16 protein-coding genes are annotated in these 21,250 nt (G+C 65.4%); 3 read left to right on the top strand and 13 right to left on the bottom strand.

Annotated features, from left to right (window positions below; all coding sequences use genetic code 11):
• Window positions 1-66: 66 nt before the first annotated feature.
• The 11 genes from lpxD to rpsB form a co-directional block, all read right to left on the bottom strand.
• Entirely contained in the window at window positions 67-1,140 is a 1,074-nt protein-coding gene (gene lpxD / locus U5775_RS22080) for a UDP-3-O-(3-hydroxymyristoyl)glucosamine N-acyltransferase (protein ID WP_322060224.1), read from the bottom strand.
• Window positions 1,141-1,158: 18 nt separating this feature from the next.
• Window positions 1,159-1,716 carry an OmpH family outer membrane protein gene (locus U5775_RS22075; RefSeq protein WP_322060223.1) on the bottom strand — a complete coding sequence of 186 codons (558 nt, stop codon included), beginning with the start codon at window positions 1,714-1,716 and terminating at the stop codon, window positions 1,159-1,161.
• A 44-nt stretch (window positions 1,717-1,760) separates the two neighbouring features.
• Window positions 1,761-4,070, bottom strand: coding sequence for an outer membrane protein assembly factor BamA (gene bamA, locus U5775_RS22070; RefSeq protein ID WP_322060222.1), 2,310 nt, complete (start codon window positions 4,068-4,070; stop codon window positions 1,761-1,763).
• Window positions 4,071-4,137: 67 nt separating this feature from the next.
• On the bottom strand, window positions 4,138-5,559 hold the full coding sequence (gene rseP, locus U5775_RS22065; protein ID WP_322060221.1) for an RIP metalloprotease RseP: 1,422 nt from the start codon (window positions 5,557-5,559) through the stop codon (window positions 4,138-4,140).
• A 136-nt stretch (window positions 5,560-5,695) separates the two neighbouring features.
• On the bottom strand, window positions 5,696-6,877 hold the full coding sequence (locus U5775_RS22060) for a 1-deoxy-D-xylulose-5-phosphate reductoisomerase (RefSeq protein WP_322060220.1): 1,182 nt from the start codon (window positions 6,875-6,877) through the stop codon (window positions 5,696-5,698).
• 24 nt (window positions 6,878-6,901) lie between these two features.
• Window positions 6,902-7,711, bottom strand: coding sequence for a phosphatidate cytidylyltransferase (locus tag U5775_RS22055; RefSeq protein WP_322060219.1), 810 nt, complete (start codon window positions 7,709-7,711; stop codon window positions 6,902-6,904).
• Window positions 7,705-8,487: an isoprenyl transferase gene (locus tag U5775_RS22050; protein WP_322060218.1), complete on the bottom strand. Its 783-nt coding sequence runs from the start codon at window positions 8,485-8,487 to the stop codon at window positions 7,705-7,707. Before U5775_RS22050 ends, U5775_RS22055 begins: the two co-directional genes overlap by 7 nt.
• A 73-nt stretch (window positions 8,488-8,560) precedes the next feature.
• Entirely contained in the window at window positions 8,561-9,121 is a 561-nt protein-coding gene (frr, locus tag U5775_RS22045) for a ribosome recycling factor (RefSeq protein WP_028219493.1), read from the bottom strand.
• 93 nt (window positions 9,122-9,214) lie between these two features.
• Window positions 9,215-9,931: a UMP kinase gene (gene pyrH, locus U5775_RS22040; protein ID WP_322060217.1), complete on the bottom strand. Its 717-nt coding sequence runs from the start codon at window positions 9,929-9,931 to the stop codon at window positions 9,215-9,217.
• A 272-nt stretch (window positions 9,932-10,203) separates the two neighbouring features.
• Window positions 10,204-11,085 carry a translation elongation factor Ts gene (gene tsf / locus U5775_RS22035; protein WP_322060216.1) on the bottom strand — a complete coding sequence of 294 codons (882 nt, stop codon included), beginning with the start codon at window positions 11,083-11,085 and terminating at the stop codon, window positions 10,204-10,206.
• A gap of 211 nt (window positions 11,086-11,296) precedes the next feature.
• Entirely contained in the window at window positions 11,297-12,052 is a 756-nt protein-coding gene (rpsB, locus tag U5775_RS22030) for a 30S ribosomal protein S2 (protein ID WP_322060215.1), read from the bottom strand.
• Window positions 12,053-12,477: 425 nt separating this feature from the next.
• Here rpsB and map point away from each other — a divergent pair, with 425 nt between their 5' ends.
• From map to U5775_RS39485, 3 genes are all read left to right on the top strand, one after another.
• Complete coding sequence (gene map / locus U5775_RS22025; RefSeq protein WP_322060214.1) at window positions 12,478-13,299, top strand: type I methionyl aminopeptidase; 822 nt, start codon at window positions 12,478-12,480, stop codon at window positions 13,297-13,299.
• A gap of 349 nt (window positions 13,300-13,648) precedes the next feature.
• On the top strand, window positions 13,649-16,228 hold the full coding sequence (locus U5775_RS22020) for a [protein-PII] uridylyltransferase (RefSeq protein ID WP_322060213.1): 2,580 nt from the start codon (window positions 13,649-13,651) through the stop codon (window positions 16,226-16,228).
• Window positions 16,229-16,253: 25 nt separating this feature from the next.
• Window positions 16,254-18,281: a pseudouridine synthase gene (locus U5775_RS39485; protein ID WP_415913628.1), complete on the top strand. Its 2,028-nt coding sequence runs from the start codon at window positions 16,254-16,256 to the stop codon at window positions 18,279-18,281.
• A gap of 118 nt (window positions 18,282-18,399) precedes the next feature.
• Here the strand turns inward: U5775_RS39485 and def are convergent, their stop codons facing one another.
• Together def and ligA are read right to left on the bottom strand one after the other, a co-directional pair.
• Window positions 18,400-18,933: a peptide deformylase gene (gene def / locus U5775_RS22000; RefSeq protein ID WP_322060209.1), complete on the bottom strand. Its 534-nt coding sequence runs from the start codon at window positions 18,931-18,933 to the stop codon at window positions 18,400-18,402.
• The gene (gene ligA, locus U5775_RS21995; protein WP_322060208.1) at window positions 18,930-20,990 is read right to left on the bottom strand and encodes an NAD-dependent DNA ligase LigA; all 2,061 of its coding nucleotides are present in this window, start codon (window positions 20,988-20,990) and stop codon (window positions 18,930-18,932) included. The genes def and ligA overlap by 4 nt, the downstream gene beginning before the upstream one ends.
• Window positions 20,991-21,250 lie beyond the last annotated feature (260 nt).

The following is a 21,250-nucleotide window of genomic DNA, read 5'->3' as shown; positions in this document are numbered from 1 at the left end:
ACGCAGACCGGGGCGCGCGGCCCGGACTCGAACGCTTTCGCCCCGAGCCCCCCGAACCTGCCCTTGTTATGCGCCGCCTTGCGGCTTCTGGGCGGCGGCTTCGAGCGCCTTGATGCGATCGCGCAGCTTGTCGATATTGCGCAGCAGCGCGGCGCTCTTGTTCCAGTCGGCGTGATCGACCGCGGGAAACGCGCTCGTGTAGATGCCGGCCTTGGGCAGCGACTTCGACACGCCGGACTTCGCCGTGACGATCACGTAGTCCCCGAGCGTGACGTGCCCCGCAATGCCGACCGCCCCGCCGATCATGCAATGACGCCCGATCGTGGTGCTGCCCGCGATGCCGGCGCAGCCCGCGATCACGGTGTACGCGCCCACCTTGCAGTTGTGGCCGATCTGCACGAGGTTGTCGATCTTGACGCACTCTTCGATGATCGTGTCGGCCATCGCGCCACGGTCGATCGTGGTGTTCGCCCCGATCTCGACGTCCGGCCCGATCAATACGCCGCCCACCTGCGGAATCTTGACCCAGCTGCCCGCGCGCGCATCGCCCTCGCCCGTGAAGTCGGGCGCGAAGCCAAAGCCGTCCGAGCCGATCACGGCGCCGGCGTGCACGATGGCGCGCGCGCCGATCTTGCAGCCGTGATAGACCGTCACGCCCGGATAGAAGTGCGCGCCCTCGCCCACCTCGGTGCCGCGCCCGATGAACACGTTGGCGTCGAGCCGCACGTGCTCGCCGATCGTGGCGCCCGCCTCTACCGTGACGTTCGGGCCGATCACCGCGCTCGCGGCAACCGACGCCTTCGCGTCGACGTGCGCGCTCGGGTGCACGCCCGGCTGCACCTTCGGCGCGGCGAGGTCGATGAACGCCTGCGCGACGCGCGCGAAATAAGCATACGGATTGGGTGTGACGATGAAGTTGCGGCCTTCGCGGGAAGCGAGCTTTTCGAGATCGTCCGGGCTGATGAGGACCGCGCCTGCACGGGTCGCCTCGACCTGCGACAGGTACTTCGGATTGGCGAGGAACGCCAGCTGCTGCGGACCGGCCTGGTCGAGCGGCGCGAGCGAGCCGACACGTTGCGTCGGGTCGCCGATCACCTCGCCGCCGAACCGCCCGGCGATGTCCTCAAGCGTAAAAGCCATGCGCGTGCTGCTCCTGCCTTAATTGCTGCTGCCAGTGTTACTGCCCGTGCCGCTCGACGCTGCGAGCGCCTTGAGGACCTGGTCGGTGATGTCGATGCGCGGGCTCACGTACACCGCTTCCTGCACGATCAGATCGTAGTGCTGCTGCTCGGCGATCTGCTTGATCACCTTGTTCGCCTTGTCCAGCACCGCCGCGAGTTCTTCGTTGCGGCGCTGGTTCAGATCTTCGCGAAATTCGCGCTGCTTGCGCTGGAAGTCGCTGTCGAGCTGCGAAAGATCGCGCTGCTTCTGCGCGCGATCGCCCGGCGACATGCTCGGGCCATTCTTGTCGAGCGCATCCGACATCGACTTCAGGCGTTGCGCCATGTCCTGCAGGTCCTTGTCGCGCTTCGCGAACTCGGCTTCGAGCTTGGTTTGCGCGGCCTTCGCGGGGGCGGATTCGCGCAGGATGCGGTCGGAGTTGACCGCGGCGATCTTCGCTTCCTGCGCATGGGCGACGCCCGTGCCAAAAGCAAGCATCGCAAGCGTTAGCGTCAAGGCCCCGATCGTCCGTCTGGAAAACAGTCCCGTTAGCAAAGTTATCCTCTCGTTTCTGTAAATGCCTGTTCCTGCGTGCCTCGTCAGAAGGCCGTACCGATCTGGAACTGGAACTTCTGGTATTGGTCGCCTTCGTGCTTCACGATCGGGAAGCCGAGACTCAGCTTGAGCGGGCCGATCGGCGAAATCCATGCAAGACCCACACCGTAGGCGTAGCGCAGGCCGTTCGCACCCGTGCTCGTGTTGCCCTCGTCGCCCCAGACGTTACCACCGTCGACGAAAGTGAAGACGCGCAGCGTGCGGTCGTAGCCGGTGCCCGGCAGCGGGAACGTGAGCTCGATATTGCCGACCACCATCTTCGAACCGCCGATCGGGTCGTTCGTCTTGGCGTCGCGCGGACCGAGCGAGCTCGGTTCATAGCCACGCACCGAACCGATACCGCCCGCGTAGTAGTTCTTGAAGATCGGGTATGGCTTGCCGTCGAGGCCCTTGCCGTAGCCCGCCTGGAAGTTCAGGCCCAGCACGAAGCCGCGCGCGAACGAGTAATAGTACTGCGCCTGCACGTCGGTCTTGATGTACGGCGTCGAGCCGAGCGGCGTGCCGTACTCGGCGTTCGCCTGCGCGAAGTAGCCGCGGCTCGGCACCAGCGCGCTGTCACGCGCATCGCGCGACCACGCGACGGTGAGCGGCACGTTGTTCGACACGCGGCCGAACTCGTTCACGTAGTCGATATAGCTCTGCGGCGTGTACGCGTCGACGTCGAGGCGGTCCTGCTCGAAGCCGATGCCGAAGAACACCGTATCCACTTCGGAGAACGGAATGCCGAACTTCAGGTCGCCACCCGCGGTGATGATGCGGAAGCTCGAATCGGTCGAGTAGTACAGCGGCTGGTACGTGCGATAGTAGACGTCGGTAATGCGCTTGATGCCGTCCACCGTGAAGTACGGGTCCACCTGCGTGACGGCCAGCGTGCGGTACGACTTCGCGGTGTTCACGTTCACCGAGAGGCTCGTACCCGAGCCGAACACGTTGTCCTGCGAGACGCCCGCCGAGAGCACCACCTTGTCCGTCGACGAGAAGCCCGCGCCCAGCGTGATCGCGCCGGTCGGCTTCTCGGTCACCTTGACGTTGACGTCCACCTGGTCGGCCGTGCCTTCCACGGGCACCGTGGTCACGTCGACGTCGGTGAAGTAGCCGAGACGGTTGATACGGTCCTTCGAGAGCGCGAGTCGGCTCGAATCGAACCACGAGCTTTCGAGCTGACGCATTTCGCGGCGCACGACTTCATCGCGCGTACGCGTGTTGCCAATCACGTTGATGCGGCGCACGTAGACGCGGCGGCTCGGATCGACCTGCAGCGTGAGGTCGACCGTGTGATCGGCCTGATTGATCTGCGGCAGCGCATTGACGGTCGCGAACGCGTAGCCGTATTCGCCGAGCTTGTCGACGATGGCCTTGGTCGTGGCCTGCAGCTTCTCGGCCGAGAAGCGGTCGCCCGGCTTGATCTTGATGAGCTTGTTGAGCTCGGCCTCGCGGTCGAGCAGATTGCCGGCCAGATGGATGCCCGAGATCTTGTACGGCTCGCCCTCGTGGATCCCGATCGTCAGGTACATGTCCTTCTTGTCGGGCGAAATCGAGACCTGCGTCGAGTCGATGTTGAACTCGAGGTAGCCGTGATTCAGGTAGTACGAGCGCACGTTCTCGAGGTCGCCCGTGAGCTTTTCCTTCGAGTACAGGTCGTTCTTGGTGTACCACGAGAACCAGTTCGGCGTGGAGAGCTGCATCTCGGAGAGCAGCGTGCCGGTGCTATAGGTCTTGTTGCCGATGAAGTTGATCTGGCGGATCTTCGCGCTCGGGCCTTCGACCACCGAGAACAGCAGACCCACGCGATTACGGTCGATCGGCGTGACCGTGGTCGTGACCTCGGCCGCGTAGAAGCCGCGCGTGAGGTACTGGCGCTTGAGCTCCTGCTCGGCCTTGTCGACGAGCGCCTTGTCGTAGTAGCGGCCTTGCGAGAGACCGACGGCGCGCAGCGCCTTCGTGAGGTTGTCCTTGTCGAACTCGTGGATGCCCGCGAAGTCGATCGTGCCGATCGCCGGGCGCTCCTGCACCTGCACGACGACGACGCTGCCTTCGGTTGCGATGCGCACGTCGTTGAAGAAGCCCGTCGCATACAATGCGCGAATGGCCTCTGAGGCCTTGTCGTCGGTGAACGTATCGCCCTGCTTGATCGGCAGGTACGCGAACACCGTGCCCGGCTCGACGCGTTGCAGTCCTTCGATGCGGATGTCCTGTACCACGAAAGGCGTTGTCGCTGCGTGAGCGACGAGGCCATGTGCGGCGATCGCCGCGGCCGCAACCGTTTTTGGAACCAAGCGATGAGGTCTAAACAACGTGCTTCCCCAGTGTGTATAGCTGCATCAGATCAGGCGGCCCGCCCTCGGACGCCGCCAGACATCTTTAAAAATGGATTAACCGAGCCAGATCGTTGAACAACGCGATCGCCGACAGCGCGACGATGCAGGCAAGTCCCGCGCGCTGCAGCACGAGCTGCCAGCGGTCCGAGACGGCTTTGCCCGTTACGGCTTCAACCGCATAATATAACAGATGCCCCCCGTCCAATACCGGAATTGGGAGCAGGTTGAGTACGCCAAGGCTAATGCTGACAAGGGCGAGGAACGACAGGAACGCAGACGGACCGAGTCTTGCGCTCTTGCCCGCATAGTCAGCAATCGTCACCGGGCCCGACAGATTCTTCAGCGACGCCTCGCCCGTGAGCATGCGGCCGAACATCCGCAGCGAGTAGAAGGCGATATTCCAGGTGCGCAACGCACCGAGCTGAATGCTCTCGATCGGGCCGTAACGCACGTCGACCGTGGGCGCCTGCGCCGCGAGCGCCGCGCCGATACGTCCCACCTGCTCGCCCGTTTCGTCGTCGCGCTGTGCGGCCGGCGTGACCGCGAGCGTGATCGTCTGCGCCGGTTGTCCGGTCCTGGGCGCCGCGCCAGGCGCCACGTTCTGCGCATCGCCGCCGCGCACGATCTGCAAGTGCACGGGCTTGCCCGCATGGGCCTTCACGTAGCCGATGAAAGTGCTTGCGCTGTCAACGGGTCGGCCATCGATCGCCAGCAGACGATCGCCCTTTTCCAGCCCCGCCTGCTGCGCGGCGCTGCCCGGCTCCACGCCCGCGATCGTCAGCTTGCTGCCGCCGACCTCGAGGCCGAGCTTCGACATGAAGTCGTCGTCGAGATCCTTGCTGGTGAGATGCGAGAGATCGAGCGGAAAGTCGTAGGTGCCGCCGCCGTCACGCGCAACAAGCACGACGCGATGCTGATCGAAGGCCGCCGAAAGCAGCTTCCAGCGCAGATCCGCCCACGAGCGCACGGGCTCGGTGTCGCTGCCGTTGGCGTCGCTCACCGAGAGAATGGTCTCGCCGCCCTGGAAACCCGCCTGCGCGGCGGCCGTTTGCGCCGGCGGCGCGGCCACGATCGCGGTCGGCTCGGTCACGCCGCTCGCGAACACCGCGGCGAGCAGCACGATGGCGAGGATGAAATTGGCAATCGGTCCGGCCGCGACAATGGCAATGCGCTTGCCCACCGACTGCCGGTTGAAGGCATTCGGCAGATCAGCCGAAGGAATTTTCTCTTGCGATTCCCGCTCGTCGAGCATCTTGACGTAGCCGCCGAGCGGCAGCGCCGAAATCGTCCATTCGGTGCCGCTCTTTTTGCTGACCCAATGCACGAGCGGCTTGCCAAAGCCGATCGAAAACCGCAAAACCTTGACGCCGCACAAGCGCGCGACGCTGTAGTGCCCATATTCGTGTACGACGACGAGTACGCCGATCGCCACGATAAACGCCACCAGTTCGGTGAGCAGATTCATATGCGCCTCCTCTACTGGAAGCAGCGCGCCGGTGCGGGGCCAGCCTCATGGGCGGGCCGACGGGCCTGCGACGAGACCCTCATGACCTCTTGCCCGAGCCGCCCGAACGCCGTCCAGGCGCAACCCGAGCGAGGCATCAAGCCGGCACCGGCAAGCTGTCGATGATCTTGAGCGCCGCGCGGCGCGCGGCTGCGTCGGCTTCGAGCACGACCTCGAGACTCGCGGCGCTGCGATTGTCCAGCGCGTTGAGCACGGCGTCGACCGTCTGCGCGATCGCCATGAAGCCGATCCGGCGGTTGAGGAACGCCTCGACCGCGATTTCGTTGGCCGCGTTGAGCGTCGCGCTCGCCACACCGCCCTCGGCCAGCGCCTTCATGGCCAGCGCGAGGCACGGGAAACGCGCGTAATCGGGCTGCTCGAACTGGAGCGTGGCCACCTGGGCGAGGTCGAGCTGGGCAACGCCCGAATCCAGGCGTTCCGGGAACGCCAGCGCATGCGCGATCGGCGTGCGCATGTCCGGGTTGCCCAGTTGCGCGAGCACCGAACCGTCCGCGTACGAAACCATCGAATGGATCACGCTCTGCGGATGGATCAGCACGTCGATACGCTCGCCGGGCAGATCGAACAGGTAATGCGCCTCGATGACCTCGAGCCCCTTGTTCATCATCGTGGCCGAGTCGACCGAGATCTTGCGACCCATCGACCAGTTCGGATGCTTGCAGGCCTCGTCGGGCGTCACGCCCACGAGCGTGGCAGGCTCCCGCGTGCGGAACGGGCCGCCCGACGCGGTCAGGATGATCTTCGTCACGCCGCCATGCTGCGTGCCTTCCGAAGGCAGGCACTGGAACACGGCGTTGTGCTCGCTGTCCACCGGCAGCAGCACCGCGCCGTTTTCGCGCACCGCATCCATGAAGATGTCGCCCGACATCACGAGCGCTTCCTTGTTCGCGAGCAGGATGCGCTTGCCGGCCTGCGCCGCCGCGAGCGTGGGCACGAGGCCCGCCGCGCCCACGATGGCCGCGACCACGGTGTCGCAGCCGTCGCTCTTCGCGACCTCGACGAGCGCCTGCGGCCCGTAGGTCACGATGGTCTTCGAGCCGGCCGCGCGCAGCTTGCGCTCGACCGCAGCGGCCGTCTCGGCGTCGCCGACCACGGCCACTTCGGGCGCGAAGCGCAGACATTGTTCGACGAGCTTCTCGCCGTTGCGATGCGCGGTGAGCGCGTAGACGGAGAAGCGTTGCGGATGACGCGCGACCACGTCGAGCGTGCTGTCTCCGATCGAGCCCGTGGACCCGAGCAAAGTGAGTCGTTTTTGCATTTTCATTTCTCTGGTCGAGCGCCTCTAACCCAGCAGGAGCATGGCAAGCGGAAGCACCGGCAACAATGCGTCGATGCGGTCGAGAACGCCACCGTGGCCCGGCAGGAGGCCGCTCGAATCTTTTACGCCGGCCTGGCGCTTCGTCATCGACTCGAACAGGTCGCCGATCACGCTGAACGCGACCAGCACGGTCAACACGAAGAGCGCCCTGACAAGACCCAGACGGGCTGCCAGCGCGGAATACAGGGTCGGCTCGAACGCATGCAGCGCGAGCGCGGCGATGGACACGGCCATCACGGCCACCCAGCCGCCCACGGCGCCTTCCCAGGTCTTGCCGGGGCTGATCGCGGGCGCGAGCTTATGCTTTCCGAATGCCTTACCCGCAAAGTATGCGCCGATATCGGCGAGCCAGACGACCAGCAGCAGCGAGAGCACGAACGCGACGCCCACCGCACGCGCCGCCACGAGCGCGTGCCAGCAGGCACAGAAGATCACCAGCCCGGCCACTAGCAGGAACGCGCGCCAGACGCCCGCGGCGAGCGTCGGCTTGCGCAGGAGCACATAAGGGCCGGCGACGAGCCAGAAGATGCCGGCGGCCTGATACAGCGAATGCGCCGAGTCGAACCGCGTGCTCGCCGACACGGCCAGCGCCGCCAGTATCGCGTAGACGATCGAGCCCACCTTGCCGGCCTTGAGCAGGCGCGCCCACTCCCACGCAGCGAACACCACCACGAGGTGGATCAGCACGCCAAAGGCGGCCACCGGCGCGAACAGCGTGACCGGCAGGAAGACGGCCAGCAGGACGATCGCCGTGATGACACGGGTCTTTAGCATGAAAGCGAGTCGGCGTTCTGGGATTGGTTTTCGAGCTGGGCGCTCGTGCGGCCGAAGCGGCGCTCACGTTCGGTATAGGAGCCGATCGCGCGATTGAGCGCTTCGGCGTTGAAGTCCGGCCAGAACGTGTCGGTGAAATAAAATTCTGCGTAAGCGAGCTGCCAGAGCAGGAAATTGCTCACGCGCTGCTCGCCGCCCGTGCGAATGAAGAGATCCGGCTCAGGCGCGTAGCTCATGGCCAGATACTGGCCGATGGTGTCCTCGGTGACCGGCACCGGTTCGCCCGCGGCCGCGGCGGCCTCGACCAGCTTGCGCGTGGCCTGCATGATGTCCCAGCGGCCGCCGTAGTTCGCGGCGATCGTGAGCGTCAGGCGGGTGTTGCGCGCGGTCTTGGTTTCCGCGCGACGGATCAGGTCCTGGATGCGCTCGTTGAACATCGACAGGTCGCCGACCACGCGCAGGCGAATGCCGTTCGCATGCAGGCGCGCCACTTCGCGTTCGAGCGCGGTGACGAACAGACGCATGAGGAACGACACCTCGTCGGTCGGACGTCGCCAGTTCTCCGAACTGAAGGCGAACAGCGTGAGATATTCGACGCCGCGCTCGACGCAGGCCTCGACGACCGAGCGCACGGCGTCCACGCCGCGCGTATGGCCCGCGACGCGCGGCAAGCGGCGTTGAGTCGCCCAACGGCCATTGCCGTCCATGATGATCGCGATGTGGCGCGGCACGGCCGCCACGTCGGGCACGCGAACGGTTGAGCTGGTATAGGTCATGGCCGTCGGACTAAAACTGCGGATGCGGACAATAGGGAAAGCAAACCCTGGCGGAACTGAGAGCCTGACGGCCTCAGACCGTCATGATCTCGGCTTCCTTGGTCTGGACGAGCTTGTCGATCTCGGCCACGAAGCGGTCCGTGAGCTTCTGGACGTCGTCGCCGCCACGGCGCTCGTCGTCTTCCGAGATTTCCTTGTCCTTCACGAGCTTCTTGAGCTGCTCGTTGGCGTCGCGGCGCAGGTTGCGCACGGCGACCTTGGCTGTTTCGCCTTCGTTCTTGACGACCTTCGTGAGCTCCTTGCGGCGCTCTTCGGTCAGCGCGGGCATCGGCACGCGGATCAGATCGCCGTGCGTCGCCGGGTTCAGGCCGAGATCCGACTCGCGGATGGCCTTTTCGATGACCGGAACCATCTTCTTTTCCCACGCCTGAACGCCGATCGTGCGCGCGTCGACGAGCGTCATGTTCGCGACCTGCGAGATGGGCACCGGCGAGCCGTAGTAGTCGACCTGGATGTGGTCGAGCAGGCCCGTGTGTGCGCGGCCCGTGCGGATCTTCGCCAGGTCGCTCTTGAACGCGTCGATCGAGCGCTGCATTTTCTGCTCAGCGCCCTTCTTGATGTCAGCCACAGCCATTTTGATACCTCCGAACCTTCATTACGGTACGGGCCCGCCAGCGCGCTCAAGGGGCGGCGCGGCCCGCGTTCGTGTCTCGCGTGAGACGAGAGTTTACACGTGGACGAGCGTGCCTTCGTCTTCGCCTTGAATGATGCGCTTGAGTGCACCCGGCTTGACGATGGAAAAAACCCGGATGGGCAGCTTCTGGTCGCGGCACAGCGCGAACGCCGTCGCGTCCATCACCTGCAGGTTGCGGCCAATTGCCTCGTCGAAGCTGATCGTCGAGTAACGCGTGGCCGCGGGGTCCTTCTTCGGATCCGCCGAGTAGACGCCGTCGACCTTGGTGGCCTTGAGCACGACTTCCGCGCCCACTTCCGCGCCACGCAGCGCGGCGGCGGTGTCGGTGGTGAAGAACGGGTTGCCCGTGCCTGCGGCGAAGATCACGACCTTGCCCTCTTCGAGCTGGCGAATCGCGCGCGGGCGAATGTACGGCTCGACCACCTGGTCCATGCGCAGCGCCGACTGCACGCGCGCCTCGATGCCGGCGTGACGCATGGCGTCCTGCAGCGCGAGCGCGTTCATCATGGTGGCGAGCATGCCCATGTAGTCGGCCGTTGCGCGGTCCATACCGGCCGCGCCGCCCGCGACACCGCGGAAAATATTGCCGCCGCCGATCACGACTGCGAGCTGGGTGCCCAGACGCACCACCTCGGCCACGTCTGCCACCATTCGTTCGATCGTGGCGCGGTTGATGCCGAAGGCATCGTCGCCCATGAGGGCTTCGCCGGAAAGTTTGAGCAGGACGCGTTTATAGGCGGGTGTGGGCATGGAGGTATCCAGGATCGCGCGCAAAGGGCAATAACTTGAAACTGTAGGGGTGAAATACGGCTTGGGGCAAGCGCCGCCAGAATAGCGAAGATTTGCGCCACGGGGCGCGGCGGGGTCCGCCGCGCAAGGCGCCGCTACATCGGGCGTCGCTACGCTGCCCACCGCGGCGGATCACTCCGCCGCGGCTTGCTACGGTACTGCGGTAAGGCTTTTACTGCGGTAAAACTTGGTGCTGCTTGCTACTCAAAATACGCGAAAGGCTTGCGCGGCCTTTATTGCTGCTTTGCAGCAGCGACTTGCGCGGCCACTTCGGCGGCGAAGTCGTCCTGGCGCTTCTCGATGCCTTCGCCCACCACGAAGAGGGCGAACTTCTGCACCGTCGTGCCAGCAGCCTTGAGCATCTGCTCGATCGTCTGCTTGTCGTTCTTCACGAACGGCTGGTTCAGCAGCGAGACTTCCTTCAGGTACTTCTGCACCGAGCCGTCGACCATCTTGGCGACGATCTCAGCCGGCTTGCCCGATTCGGCGGCCTTCTGCTCGGCGATGCTGCGCTCCTTGGCGATCAGCTCGGCCGGCACGTCGTCCGACGACAGCGAGACCGGTTTCATCGCGGCGATGTGCATCGCGACGTCCTTGCCCACTTGCTCTTCTGCGCCCGTGTACTCGACCAGCACGCCGATGCGCGTGCCGTGCAGGTACGCAGCCAGCTTGTTGGCGGTTTCGAAGCGCGCGAAACGGCGGATCGAGAGGTTTTCGCCGATCTTGCCGACCAGCGCGAGGCGCACTGCGTCGACCGTCGAGCCTTCCAGCGGCAGCGCCGACAGGGCAGCGACGTCAGCCGGGTTCTGCGTGGCGACGAGTTCAGCGATCGTCTTGGCGAATGCGAGGAAGTCGTCGTTCTTCGCGACGAAGTCGGTTTCGCAGTTCAGCTCGACCACGGCGCCAGCGTTGGCACCGATGAACGACGAGATCACGCCTTCGGCCGTGACGCGCGAAGCGGCCTTGCTGGCCTTGTTGCCGAGCTTCACGCGCAGCAGTTCTTCAGCGCGCGCGAGGTCGCCGTCGGCTTCCGTCAGCGCCTTCTTGCATTCCATCATCGGCGCATCGGTCTTCGCGCGCAGTTCTGCCACCATGCTTGCGGTAATTGCCGCCATCATTCGCTCCTTGAATCTGTCTGGTACGCGCCGGCCGCATAGTTCGATGCGGCCAGCAGGAATTCGTTTCCGTAAATGCCGTGCTGAAACGCTTTTTTACAGCTGCTTCTACAGGACTACGGTGCCGCCAATATGATGCGGCTTCGAACGCCACGGCTTAAAAAAAAGGGGCCTATGGAAAGCCCCCTTTTCTTGCCGGACACGGGGCGGCTTACGCCTCCGGATTGACCTCGACGAACTCGTCGTCGCCTTCGTTGCCACGCACGGCTGCAACCACTTCGTTGACCGCGCTTGCACGGCCTTCGAGGATCGCGTCCGCCACGCCTTGCGTGTAGAGCGCGACGGCCTTGCTGGCGTCGTCGTTACCCGGGATCACGTAGTCGATGCCTTCCGGCGAGTGGTTCGTGTCGACCACGGCGATGACGGGGATGCCCAGCTTGTTGGCTTCCGTCACGGCAATCTTGTGGTAGCCGACGTCGACCACGAAGATTGCGTCAGGAATGCCGCCCATGTCCTTCACGCCGCCGATCGACTTTTGCAGCTTGGCGATTTCGCGTTCGAACAGGAGCGCTTCCTTCTTGCTCATCTTCTCGAGCTCACCGGCTTCCACGGCCGCTTCCATGTCCTTCAGGCGCTTGATCGAAACCTTCAGCGTCTTGAAGTTGGTCAGCATGCCGCCGAGCCAGCGCGCGTTCACGAACGGCATGCCAGCGCGGTTTGCTTCTTCGGAGATCGTGTCGCGCGATTGACGCTTCGTGCCGACGAACAGGATCGTGCCGCGGTTCGCTGCCAGTTGACGCACGTACTTCAGTGCGTCGTTGTACATCGGCAGCGTCTTTTCGAGGTTGATGATGTGAATCTTGTTGCGATGACCGAAGATGAATGGGGCCATCTTGGGGTTCCAGAAGCGCGTTTGGTGACCGAAGTGGACACCGGCTTCCAGCATCTGACGCATGGTAACTGCCATGTTGCAATTCTCCGCTAGGGTTGGGTCTTAAGCCGGCTGCCGTATCGGTGCGCCGCCCCGCTCTCTTGCAGGACTGGCGCGCCCGACACCCTGGGTGCGCCGGCTCGCGATTTCACTTTGCTACTTACTACTGCTCAATTGCCGCCGTTATTTTTTGCCCGCGGCGACAGCAGGCATAATCGCCGCTTGCACCCTCACTGCACTTTCGCAATCGAAAGAACATAGGAAGCGACTTAGCCGAAGATTATAGCACGTAAAACTGACCGTACTCAAGCCAGCTATTACCCTCGGAGCGAGTGCGCCCGGGCTTTAAGCCTGTCTGGCCCCAAGTTGGCCGCAAGCGCCCGCCCCGCTTCTCAAAAGCCTGCGACCGTGCGGATAAGGTGCGATAATTTGATATTCGACTGCATTTTCGGGCGCACACCATGGCCATTTCGATCAAGAACGAACACGACATCGCGCAAATGCGCGTCGCCTGCCGGCTGGCGAGCGAGGTGCTCGATTACATTACGCCGTTCGTCGTGGCGGGCGTGACGACGGGCGAACTCGACCGGCTTTGCCACGAATACATGACCAACGTGCAGGGCACGGTGCCCGCGCCGCTCAATTATCAGCCGCCCGGCTATCCGCCCTACCCGAAAGCCATCTGCACCTCGGTCAACGACGTGATCTGTCACGGTATTCCGGGCGACAAGGCGCTGAAGAACGGCGACACGCTCAATATCGACATCACCGTCATCAAGGAAGGCTACTTCGGCGACACGAGCCGCATGTTCATCGTCGGCGAGGGGTCGATTCTGGCGAAGCGCCTCGTGCAGACCACGTATGAATGTATGTGGCTCGGCATCGACCAGGTGCGACCGGGCGGCCATCTGGGCGACATCGGCCATGCCATCCAGCGCTACGCCGAATCGCAGGGCTACAGCGTCGTGCGCGAATATTGCGGCCACGGCATCGGCACGGTGTTCCACGACGAGCCGCAGGTGCTCCACTACGGCCGCGCCGGCACCGGCGTCGAGTTGCTGCCGGGCATGATCTTCACCGTCGAGCCGATGATCAACGCCGGCCGCCGCGATATCCGCACCATGCCCGACCAGTGGACGGTCAAGACCAAGGATCGCAGCCTCTCGGCGCAATGGGAGCACACGGTGCTCGTGACCGAGACCGGCTACGAAGTGCTGACGGTTTCGGCCGGCACGCCGGCGAAGCCGGCTATCGTCGCGCAGATGGCGGGCACGGCGGCCTGATCCGGCCTGATTGATTTGATTGATTGCAAGGCGCTGCGCGGCCGGCCGCAACACGCAGTGCTTACTGCTTCGCCACGCGCTTACGCAGTTACGCATTCACGCGGCAAGACGCCGCGGCGAGCCGCAACCGGGCGCCGGCCAGGCAAAAATCGGCATTAAATCGGTATTACCGGGATCGGCTGGCGCCACACTGGCACCAACCAGGTATGGCCCAGCAGGTACGACCCAGGCACTATCCAGGCACCACCAAGGCAACAACCGGCATCATCCCGCGCCCGCACGGTCCGCCGCCCGGCAGTCCGCGCGCGCGGCCGGGCCCCTTCCAATCGCGCCAACCGCACCGAAGCCCATGAGCGTTCCCGCCGTCGCCGCACCCGATACGTCGTCGCTGAAGTCCGACTACAAGGCCGCCAAGGCCGAGTTGCTCGAACGCTTCAAGCGCGCGGCCAACGTCGACTCGCTGATGCGCGCGCTGGCCCGCACCACCGACGACACCCTGCGCCAAGCCTGGAGCCTCTGCGAGCTGCCGGCCTCGCTTGCGCTCGTGGCCGTGGGCGGCTTCGGACGCGGCGAGCTCGCGCCGTACTCGGACGTCGACATCCTCGTGCTGCTCCCCGACGACGAAGCGCTCGCGCCGCTCGAAGCGCGCATCGAGCGCTTCATCGGTCTTGCGTGGGACCTCGGGCTCGATATCGGCAGCAGCGTGCGCAGCGTCTCGCAATGCCTCGAAGAGGCCGCCAACGATGTGACCGTGCGCACGTCGCTGCTCGAAGCGCGCCGCCTCACGGGCAGCCCGACGCTGTTCGGCGATTTCGCGCAGCGCTACCGCGACGCCATGGACCCCCGCGCGTTCTTCCAGGCGAAAGTGCTGGAAATGCGCCAGCGCCACGCGCGCTTTCAGGACACGCCCTACTCGCTGGAGCCGAACGTCAAGGAAAGCCCCGGCGGCTTGCGCGACCTTCAATTGATCCTTTGGATCACGGAAGCCGCGGCATTCGGCAGCAGCTGGAAGGAGCTCGACCAGCGCGGACTCATTACCGGGCGCGAGGCGCGCGAGCTGCGCCGCAACGAGGCGTTCCTGAAGACGCTGCGCGCGCGCCTGCACGTGATCGCTGGGCGCCGCCAGGACATCCTCGTGTTCGACCTGCAGACGAGTGTGGCCGAAAGCTTCGGCTACTCGGCCAGCGCAGCGCGGCGCGCGAGCGAGCAGCTCATGCGCCGCTACTATTGGGCCGCCAAAGCGGTCACGCAGCTTTCGAGCATCCTCATCCAGAACATCGAGGCGCAACTGTTCCCGAGCACGAGCGGCATCACGCGCACCCTCTCGAATCATTTCGTCGAAAAACAGGGCATGATCGAGATTGTGTCCGACGACGTATTCGAGCGCGAACCGCACGCGATTCTCGAAGCCTTTTTGCTCTACGAGCAAGTGCCAGGCGTGAAGGGCCTGTCGGCGCGCACGATGCGCGCGCTCTACAACGCGCGCGAGAAGATGGACCAGCACTGGCGCCGCGACCCGGAAAACCGGCGCCTCTTCATGGCGATCCTCAAGGAGCCCGCGGGCATCACGCACGCCATCCGGCTGATGAACCAGACGAGCGTGCTGGGGCGCTATCTGCTGAACTTCCGGCGCATCGTCGGGCAGATGCAGCACGACCTCTATCACGTCTACACGGTCGACCAGCATATCCTGATGGTGCTGCGCAACATCCGCCGCTTCGCAGTGGCCGAGCATGCGCACGAGTACCCGTTCTGCAGCCAGCTGATCGGCAATTTCGAGCGGCCCTGGGTGCTTTACGTGGCGGCGCTCTTTCACGACATCGCCAAGGGCCGCGGCGGCGACCATTCGCAGCTCGGCATGGCGGACGCGCGGCGCTTTTGCCGTGAACACGGCATCGCCGGCGAAGACGCCGACCTGATCGTCTGGCTCGTGCAGCAGCATCTGACCATGAGTCAGGTCGCGCAGAAGCAGGACACGAGCGACCCCGAAGTGGTGAAGCGATTCGCCGATCTGGTGGGCACGGAGCGGCGGCTTTCGGCGCTCTATCTGCTGACCGTCGCCGATATCCGCGGCACGAGCCCCAAGGTCTGGAACAACTGGAAAGGCAAGCTGCTCGAGGACCTCTACCGCTCGACGCTCGCCGTGCTAGGCGGCGCCGAGCCCGACGCGCACTCGGAACTCAAGACGCGCCAGGAGCTGGCGCTCGCGCTGCTGCGCCTCGAAACCGTGCCGGAGCATGCGCACCGCGCGCTGTGGGACAAGCTCGACGTCGGCTACTTCCTGCGCCATGATGCCGCCGATATCGCGTGGCAGACACGCGTGCTCTACCGCCATGTGGAGACGCCCTCGCCCGTCGTGCGCGCGCGGCCTTCGCCAGTCGGCGAGGCGCTGCAAGTGCTCGTCTACGCGAAGGACCGCCCGGACCTGTTCGCGACGATGTGCGCCTATTTCGACCGCAGCGGCCTGTCCGTGCTCGACGCGCGCGTGAGCACGACGCGTCACGGCTACGCACTCGACAATTTCATCGTCGCCCATACCGAGGGCGACGTGCATTACCGCGATATCGCGAATCTGGTCGAGCAGGAGCTCGCCCAGCGCCTCGGGACGTCCGGCAACCCGCTGCCGGAGCCCTCGAAGGGGCGTCTGTCGCGCCTGTCGCGCACCTTCCCGGTCACGCCGCGCGTCGACCTGCGGGCCGACGAGCGCGGCCAGTACTACATCCTGTCCGTGTCGGCGAACGATCGGCCGGGCCTTCTTTATTCCATCGCGCGCGTGCTGGCCGAGCACCGCATCGGCGTCCAGGCGGCGCGGATCAATACGCTCGGCGAGCGCGTGGAGGACGTGTTTCTGCTCGACGGCTCGGGGCTCTCCGACAACCGGCAGCAGATCCGCGTCGAAACCGAACTGCTGCGCGCGATAGCAGTGTGAAAGCAACAGCGAAAGACGTAGAACCATGCGAGCCAAACTGACAGCCAAACATCCGCGCCCGGCCACGCCCGAACGCGCCCCCGTCCGCCGCGGCAGCACGACCGCCCGCAAGCCGGTGCGCCCGGCCGAAGGGCGGCCGGCTGAGGGGCGGCCCGCCGACGCGCGCCCCGGTCAAGGGCGACCCTCCGCGGCAAAGCCCGGTGGCAAGTCGCCCTCAGGGAAACCGGCGATGGGGCGCGAGCGCGACGCATCGAACCGCCCCGCTCGCGCGCCGCGCGAAGGCGGCGGCTACGGCGATGAGCGCCGCCGCCGCGATACGGGCGACGCACCGCGCGCCACCAAGCCGTGGGACCGCGATGCGCGGCCCGCACGCCGCGCCGAGGGCGATCAGCGCGGCGAGCGCAGTTTTTCGCGCGAGCGCCGTGAAGGCGATGAGCGACGTCCGTTCCGTGCGCGTGAGGAAGGTGGTGAGCGGCGGTTCCCACGGCGCGATGAAGGTGGCGAGCAACGCCCTTTCCGCGCTCGCGAAGAAGGTGGTGAGCGCCGTTTCCCGCGTCGTGACGAAGGTGATGATCGACGTCCGTTCCGTGCTCGCGACGAAGGCGGTGAGCGACGCTTCCCGCGGCGCGATGAAGGTGGCGAGCAACGCCCTTTCCGCGCTCGCGAAGAAGGTGGTGAGCGCCGTTTCCCGCGTCGTGACGAAGGCGACGACCGACGTCCGTTCCGTGCTCGCGACGAAGGCGGTGAGCGACGCTTCCCACGGCGCGATGAAGGTGGCGAGCAACGCCCTTTCCGCGCTCGCGAAGAAGGTGGTGAGCGCCGTTTCCCCCGCCGTGACGAAGGCGACGACCGACGCCCCTTCCGCGCGCGTGAAGAAGGCGGCGAACGCCGCTTCCCACGGCGTGATGAAGGCGATGATCGACGCCCCTTCCGCGCTCGCGATGAAGGTGGCGAACGCCGCTTCCCCCGCCGTGACGAAGGCGACGACCAACGCCCCGCCCGCCCACGCGGCGAAAACCAGGAACGCCGCCCGTTCCAGACCGATCGACGCGCACCGGGAGCCGCACCGCGCGGCGAGCGGGATTTCGCACGCCCAGTGAAATCATCGTGGGGCAACGCAAACGAGCGCAACAGCACCGGTTCGCGTCCGCGCAGCCGCAACGACGGCGAGTCGTTCGCACCGCGCGAGCGGCGCAGCACGGAAGACACCCCGACCCGCAAGCCCGCACCGAAGCCCTTCGCGAAAGACGGCGACCAGGCGCCGCAGCGCGCAACGCGCGTGGAAGTCGAAGGCGACAACGCCCTGCGCCTCTCCAAGCGCATGTCGGAACTGGGCCTGTGCTCGCGCCGCGAGGCCGACGAATGGATCGAGAAAGGCTGGGTCTACGTGGACGGCGAAGTCGTCGACACACTGGGCGCGAAGGTCACGCCCGAGCAGCGCATCGAAGTCGATCCCGCCGCGCTCGCCGCGCAGGCTCGCCAGGTGACCATCCTGCTGCACAAGCCGGTGGGCTACGTCTCGGGTCAGGCCGAAGACGGCTATGAGCCGGCGGCCACGCTCGTCACGGCCGACAATCATTGGGACGGCGACCGCTCGGGCATCCGTTTCTCGGCGCAACACCTGCGCACACTCGCGCCGGCGGGCCGCCTCGACATCGATTCGACGGGTCTGCTCGTCCTGACCCAGGACGGCCGCGTGGCAAAGCAGTTGATCGGCGAGAGCTCCGATATCGACAAGGAGTACCTCGTGCGCGTGACCTACGGCGACATCGAGATGGAAGTCGACCAACACTTCCCGGCCGACTTGCTCGCGAAGCTGCGCCACGGCCTCTCGCTCGACGACGTGCCGCTCAAGCCCGCCATGGTGAGCTGGCAAAACGGCGAACAGCTGCGTTTCGTGCTGCGCGAAGGCAAGAAACGCCAGATCCGCCGCATGTGCGAACTGGTCGGGCTGAAGGTCGTGGGCCTCAAGCGCGTGCGCATGGGCCGCGTGCTGCTGGGCGCGCTGCCGCAAGGGCAATGGCGCTATCTGTCGGCTGACGAGGCCTTCTGAGCTTGTTGAAAGACCACTGAAGCCCGTACATCGCGCGCCGAGCCGAAACAAAAAACGGGAGCCAGATCACACTGGCTCCCGTTTTTTCATGCGCGCCTGCTTTCAGGCGCGGGCATTCTCAATCATCGCTCTTCGGGTCGAGATCGGGGAACAGGATGTCGGTGAAGCCGAACTTCGAGAAGTCGGTGATACGCATGGGGTACAGCTTGCCGATCAAATGGTCGCATTCGTGCTGGACCACGCGCGCGTGAAAACCTTCCGCCACGCGCTCGATGGGCTTGCCGTACTGGTCAAAGCCGTCGTAACGCAGCATCGAATAGCGGCTCACCGCGCCACGCATGCCGGGCACCGAAAGGCAGCCTTCCCAGCCCTCTTCCATGTCGTGCGAGAGCGGATGAATGACCGGATTGATCAGCACCGTCTGCGGCACCGCCGGCGCCTCGGGATAGCGCTCGTTGTTTTCGAAGCCGAAGATCACGACCTGCAGGTCGACGCCGATCTGCGGAGCGGCCAGCCCCGCCCCGTTCGCCGCGTGCATCGTGTCGAACATGTCGGCAATCAGTTCGTGCAGCTCGGGCGTATCGAAATGGTCGACCGGTCTGGCGATGCCGAGCAGGCGCGGATCGCCCATCCTGAGAATTTCGCGAATCATGTCGTGTGCCCCTCCAGGAGCTTGTGCAACCCTTCTTCGTCGAGCACCGGCACGCCGAGTTCCTCGGCTTTCGCGAGCTTGCTGCCCGCGTCGGCGCCCGCCACCACATAGTCGGTCTTCTTCGACACCGAGCCGGCCACCTTCGCGCCGGCCGCCTCCAGCATCTCCTTCGCCTCTTCACGCTTTAGCGTGGGCAGCGTGCCGGTGAGCACGACCGTCTTGCCCGCCAGCACGCCCACCGGCGCCTTCGGCGCGGGCGGACCGTCCGCCCATCTGACCTTGCCCGGCGCGCGCAGTTGCTCGATTACGGTGCGGTTATGTTCTTCCGCAAAGAACTGATGAATCGACTCGGCCACGATCGGCCCGACGTCGTTCACTTCGAGCAGTTGTTCGAGGGTGGCGTCCATGATGGGGTCGAGCGAGCCGAAATGTTTCGCCAGATCCTTCGCCGTGGATTCACCGACGTGCCGGATCCCTAGCGCATAGATGAAGCGCGCGAGCGTGGTGGATTTGGCTTTTTCCAGCGAATCGAGCAGGTTCTGTGCCGATTTGTCCGCCATGCGATCGAGCTCAGCCAGCGTGGAGAACCCGAGATTGAAGAGGTCGGCCGGCGTACGCACGAGATTCTGATCGACGAGCTGGTCGATGATCTTTTCGCCCAGACCGTCGATATCGAGCGCGCGGCGCTGCGCGAAGTGCCACAGCGCCTGCTTGCGCTGCGCCGGGCAGAACAGGCCACCGGTGCAGCGCGCGATCGCCTCGTCGGGCAAACGCTCGATGCTGGAGCCGCACACGGGACACTCGGTGGGCATCACGAACTCGCGGGCATCGGCCGGACGGCGGTCGAGGAGCGCGCTCACCACCTCGGGAATCACGTCGCCCGCGCGACGCACGATCACCGTGTCGCCGATGCGGATGTCCTTGCGGCGCACTTCGTCTTCGTTGTGCAGCGTGGCGTTCGTGACGGTCGCGCCGCCCACGAACACAGGTTCGAGACGCGCGACCGGCGTGATGGCGCCCGTGCGGCCCACCTGCACGTCGATGGCGACGACCTTCGTGAGCGCCTCCTGTGCCGGGAACTTGTGGGCGAGCGCGAAGCGCGGCGCGCGCGAGACGAAGCCGAGCGCCTCCTGCTCGTCGCGCCGGTTGACCTTGTAGACCACGCCGTCGATGTCGTAGGGCAACGCGTCGCGCTTCTCGCCCACGGCGCGGAAGAAGTCCAGCAGGCCCTGCGCGCCCTTCACGACTGCGCGCTCGCTGTTCACGGGCAGGCCCATTTCCTTGTACCAGTCGAGCAGTTCGCTGTGCGTGGCCGGCATGGGCTCGCCGTCGAGCACGCCGATGCCGTACGCGAAGAACGACAGCGGCCGCTGCGCGGTGATCTTCGAATCGAGCTGGCGCAAGCTGCCCGCTGCCGCGTTGCGCGGGTTCGCAAACTCCTTGTGGCCCGCTTCGCGCTGCCGCTCGTTCATGCGGTCGAAGTCGCGGCGGAACATCAGCACCTCACCGCGCACGTGGAGCACCTTCGGCACGCGCTTGCCCTTCAGGCGCAACGGCAGCGAACGGATGGTGCGCACGTTTTCCGTGACGTTTTCGCCGGTCGTGCCGTCGCCGCGCGTGGACGCCTGCACGAACACGCCGTCCACGTAGCGCAGCGAGATGGCGAGGCCATCGAACTTGAGCTCGCAGGCGTACTCGACCAGGTTGCCCTCGCTCTTGTGGAGCGCGTCGGACACGCGCTTGTCGAACGCGACGATGTCTTCGTCCGCGAAGCCGTTATTCAGCGAGAGCATCGGCACGTCGTGCACCACGGGCTCGAAGCCGGCCGCCGCCTCGCCGCCCACGCGCTGCGTGGGCGAATCGGGCGAGACGAGCTCCGGATTCCCGGACTCGATCTGCTGGAGTTCGCGGAACAGCTTGTCGTATTCCGCGTCGGGCAGCTCCGGCTGGTCGAGCACGTAGTACGCGTGATTGGCGCGCTCGAGTTCGGCGCGCAACCACGCCGCGCGCTGCGCCGCAGTGGGTTCTTCGGAAGGACGGGCGGTATGACGGACCATGCTTGGGGCGGTTTCTTTTGAGTGTCTGGATTGTCAGATTATCTCAGGAAGCCACACCCGTGGCATCGGCCGAACGGCCAGCTTCGTGCGCCGCCGAACGGCCCTCGCGAACGTCATAGCCGAACGGCCAACGTACGCCGGATCGCATTGACACCGCGCCTGCCCGATGCGACCGTGAACGCACCGCAACAACGCCGACCCATCGAACAGGGCCCGACACCCATGCACGAACCCTGCGATCCATTCACGTTTGCGCCGCG

It is taken from the genome of Paraburkholderia sp. J63 (genome assembly GCF_905220245.1).
In the GTDB taxonomy this organism is placed as follows: Bacteria; Pseudomonadota; Gammaproteobacteria; order Burkholderiales; family Burkholderiaceae; genus Paraburkholderia.
The sequence above is the reverse complement of the archived record's forward strand: the minus strand, read 5'-3'. Positions and strand labels throughout refer to the sequence as shown.

Coding starts and splice junctions, on each gene's coding strand:
- lpxD (WP_322060224.1), bottom strand. CDS start 1,140: ATGGCTTTTACGCTTGAGGACATCGCCGGGCGGTTCGGCGGCGAGGTG.
- rseP (WP_322060221.1), bottom strand. CDS start 5,559: ATGAATCTGCTCACCGAACTGGTGGCGTTTATCGTGGCGATCGGCGTA.
- U5775_RS22060 (WP_322060220.1), bottom strand. CDS start 6,877: ATGCAAAAACGACTCACTTTGCTCGGGTCCACGGGCTCGATCGGAGAC.
- U5775_RS22055 (WP_322060219.1), bottom strand. CDS start 7,711: ATGCTAAAGACCCGTGTCATCACGGCGATCGTCCTGCTGGCCGTCTTC.
- U5775_RS22050 (WP_322060218.1), bottom strand. CDS start 8,487: ATGACCTATACCAGCTCAACCGTTCGCGTGCCCGACGTGGCGGCCGTG.
- frr (WP_028219493.1), bottom strand. CDS start 9,121: ATGGCTGTGGCTGACATCAAGAAGGGCGCTGAGCAGAAAATGCAGCGC.
- pyrH (WP_322060217.1), bottom strand. CDS start 9,931: ATGCCCACACCCGCCTATAAACGCGTCCTGCTCAAACTTTCCGGCGAA.
- tsf (WP_322060216.1), bottom strand. CDS start 11,085: ATGGCGGCAATTACCGCAAGCATGGTGGCAGAACTGCGCGCGAAGACC.
- rpsB (WP_322060215.1), bottom strand. CDS start 12,052: ATGGCAGTTACCATGCGTCAGATGCTGGAAGCCGGTGTCCACTTCGGT.
- map (WP_322060214.1), top strand. CDS start 12,478: ATGGCCATTTCGATCAAGAACGAACACGACATCGCGCAAATGCGCGTC.
- U5775_RS22020 (WP_322060213.1), top strand. CDS start 13,649: ATGAGCGTTCCCGCCGTCGCCGCACCCGATACGTCGTCGCTGAAGTCC.
- U5775_RS39485 (WP_415913628.1), top strand. CDS start 16,254: ATGCGAGCCAAACTGACAGCCAAACATCCGCGCCCGGCCACGCCCGAA.
- def (WP_322060209.1), bottom strand. CDS start 18,933: ATGATTCGCGAAATTCTCAGGATGGGCGATCCGCGCCTGCTCGGCATC.
- ligA (WP_322060208.1), bottom strand. CDS start 20,990: ATGGTCCGTCATACCGCCCGTCCTTCCGAAGAACCCACTGCGGCGCAG.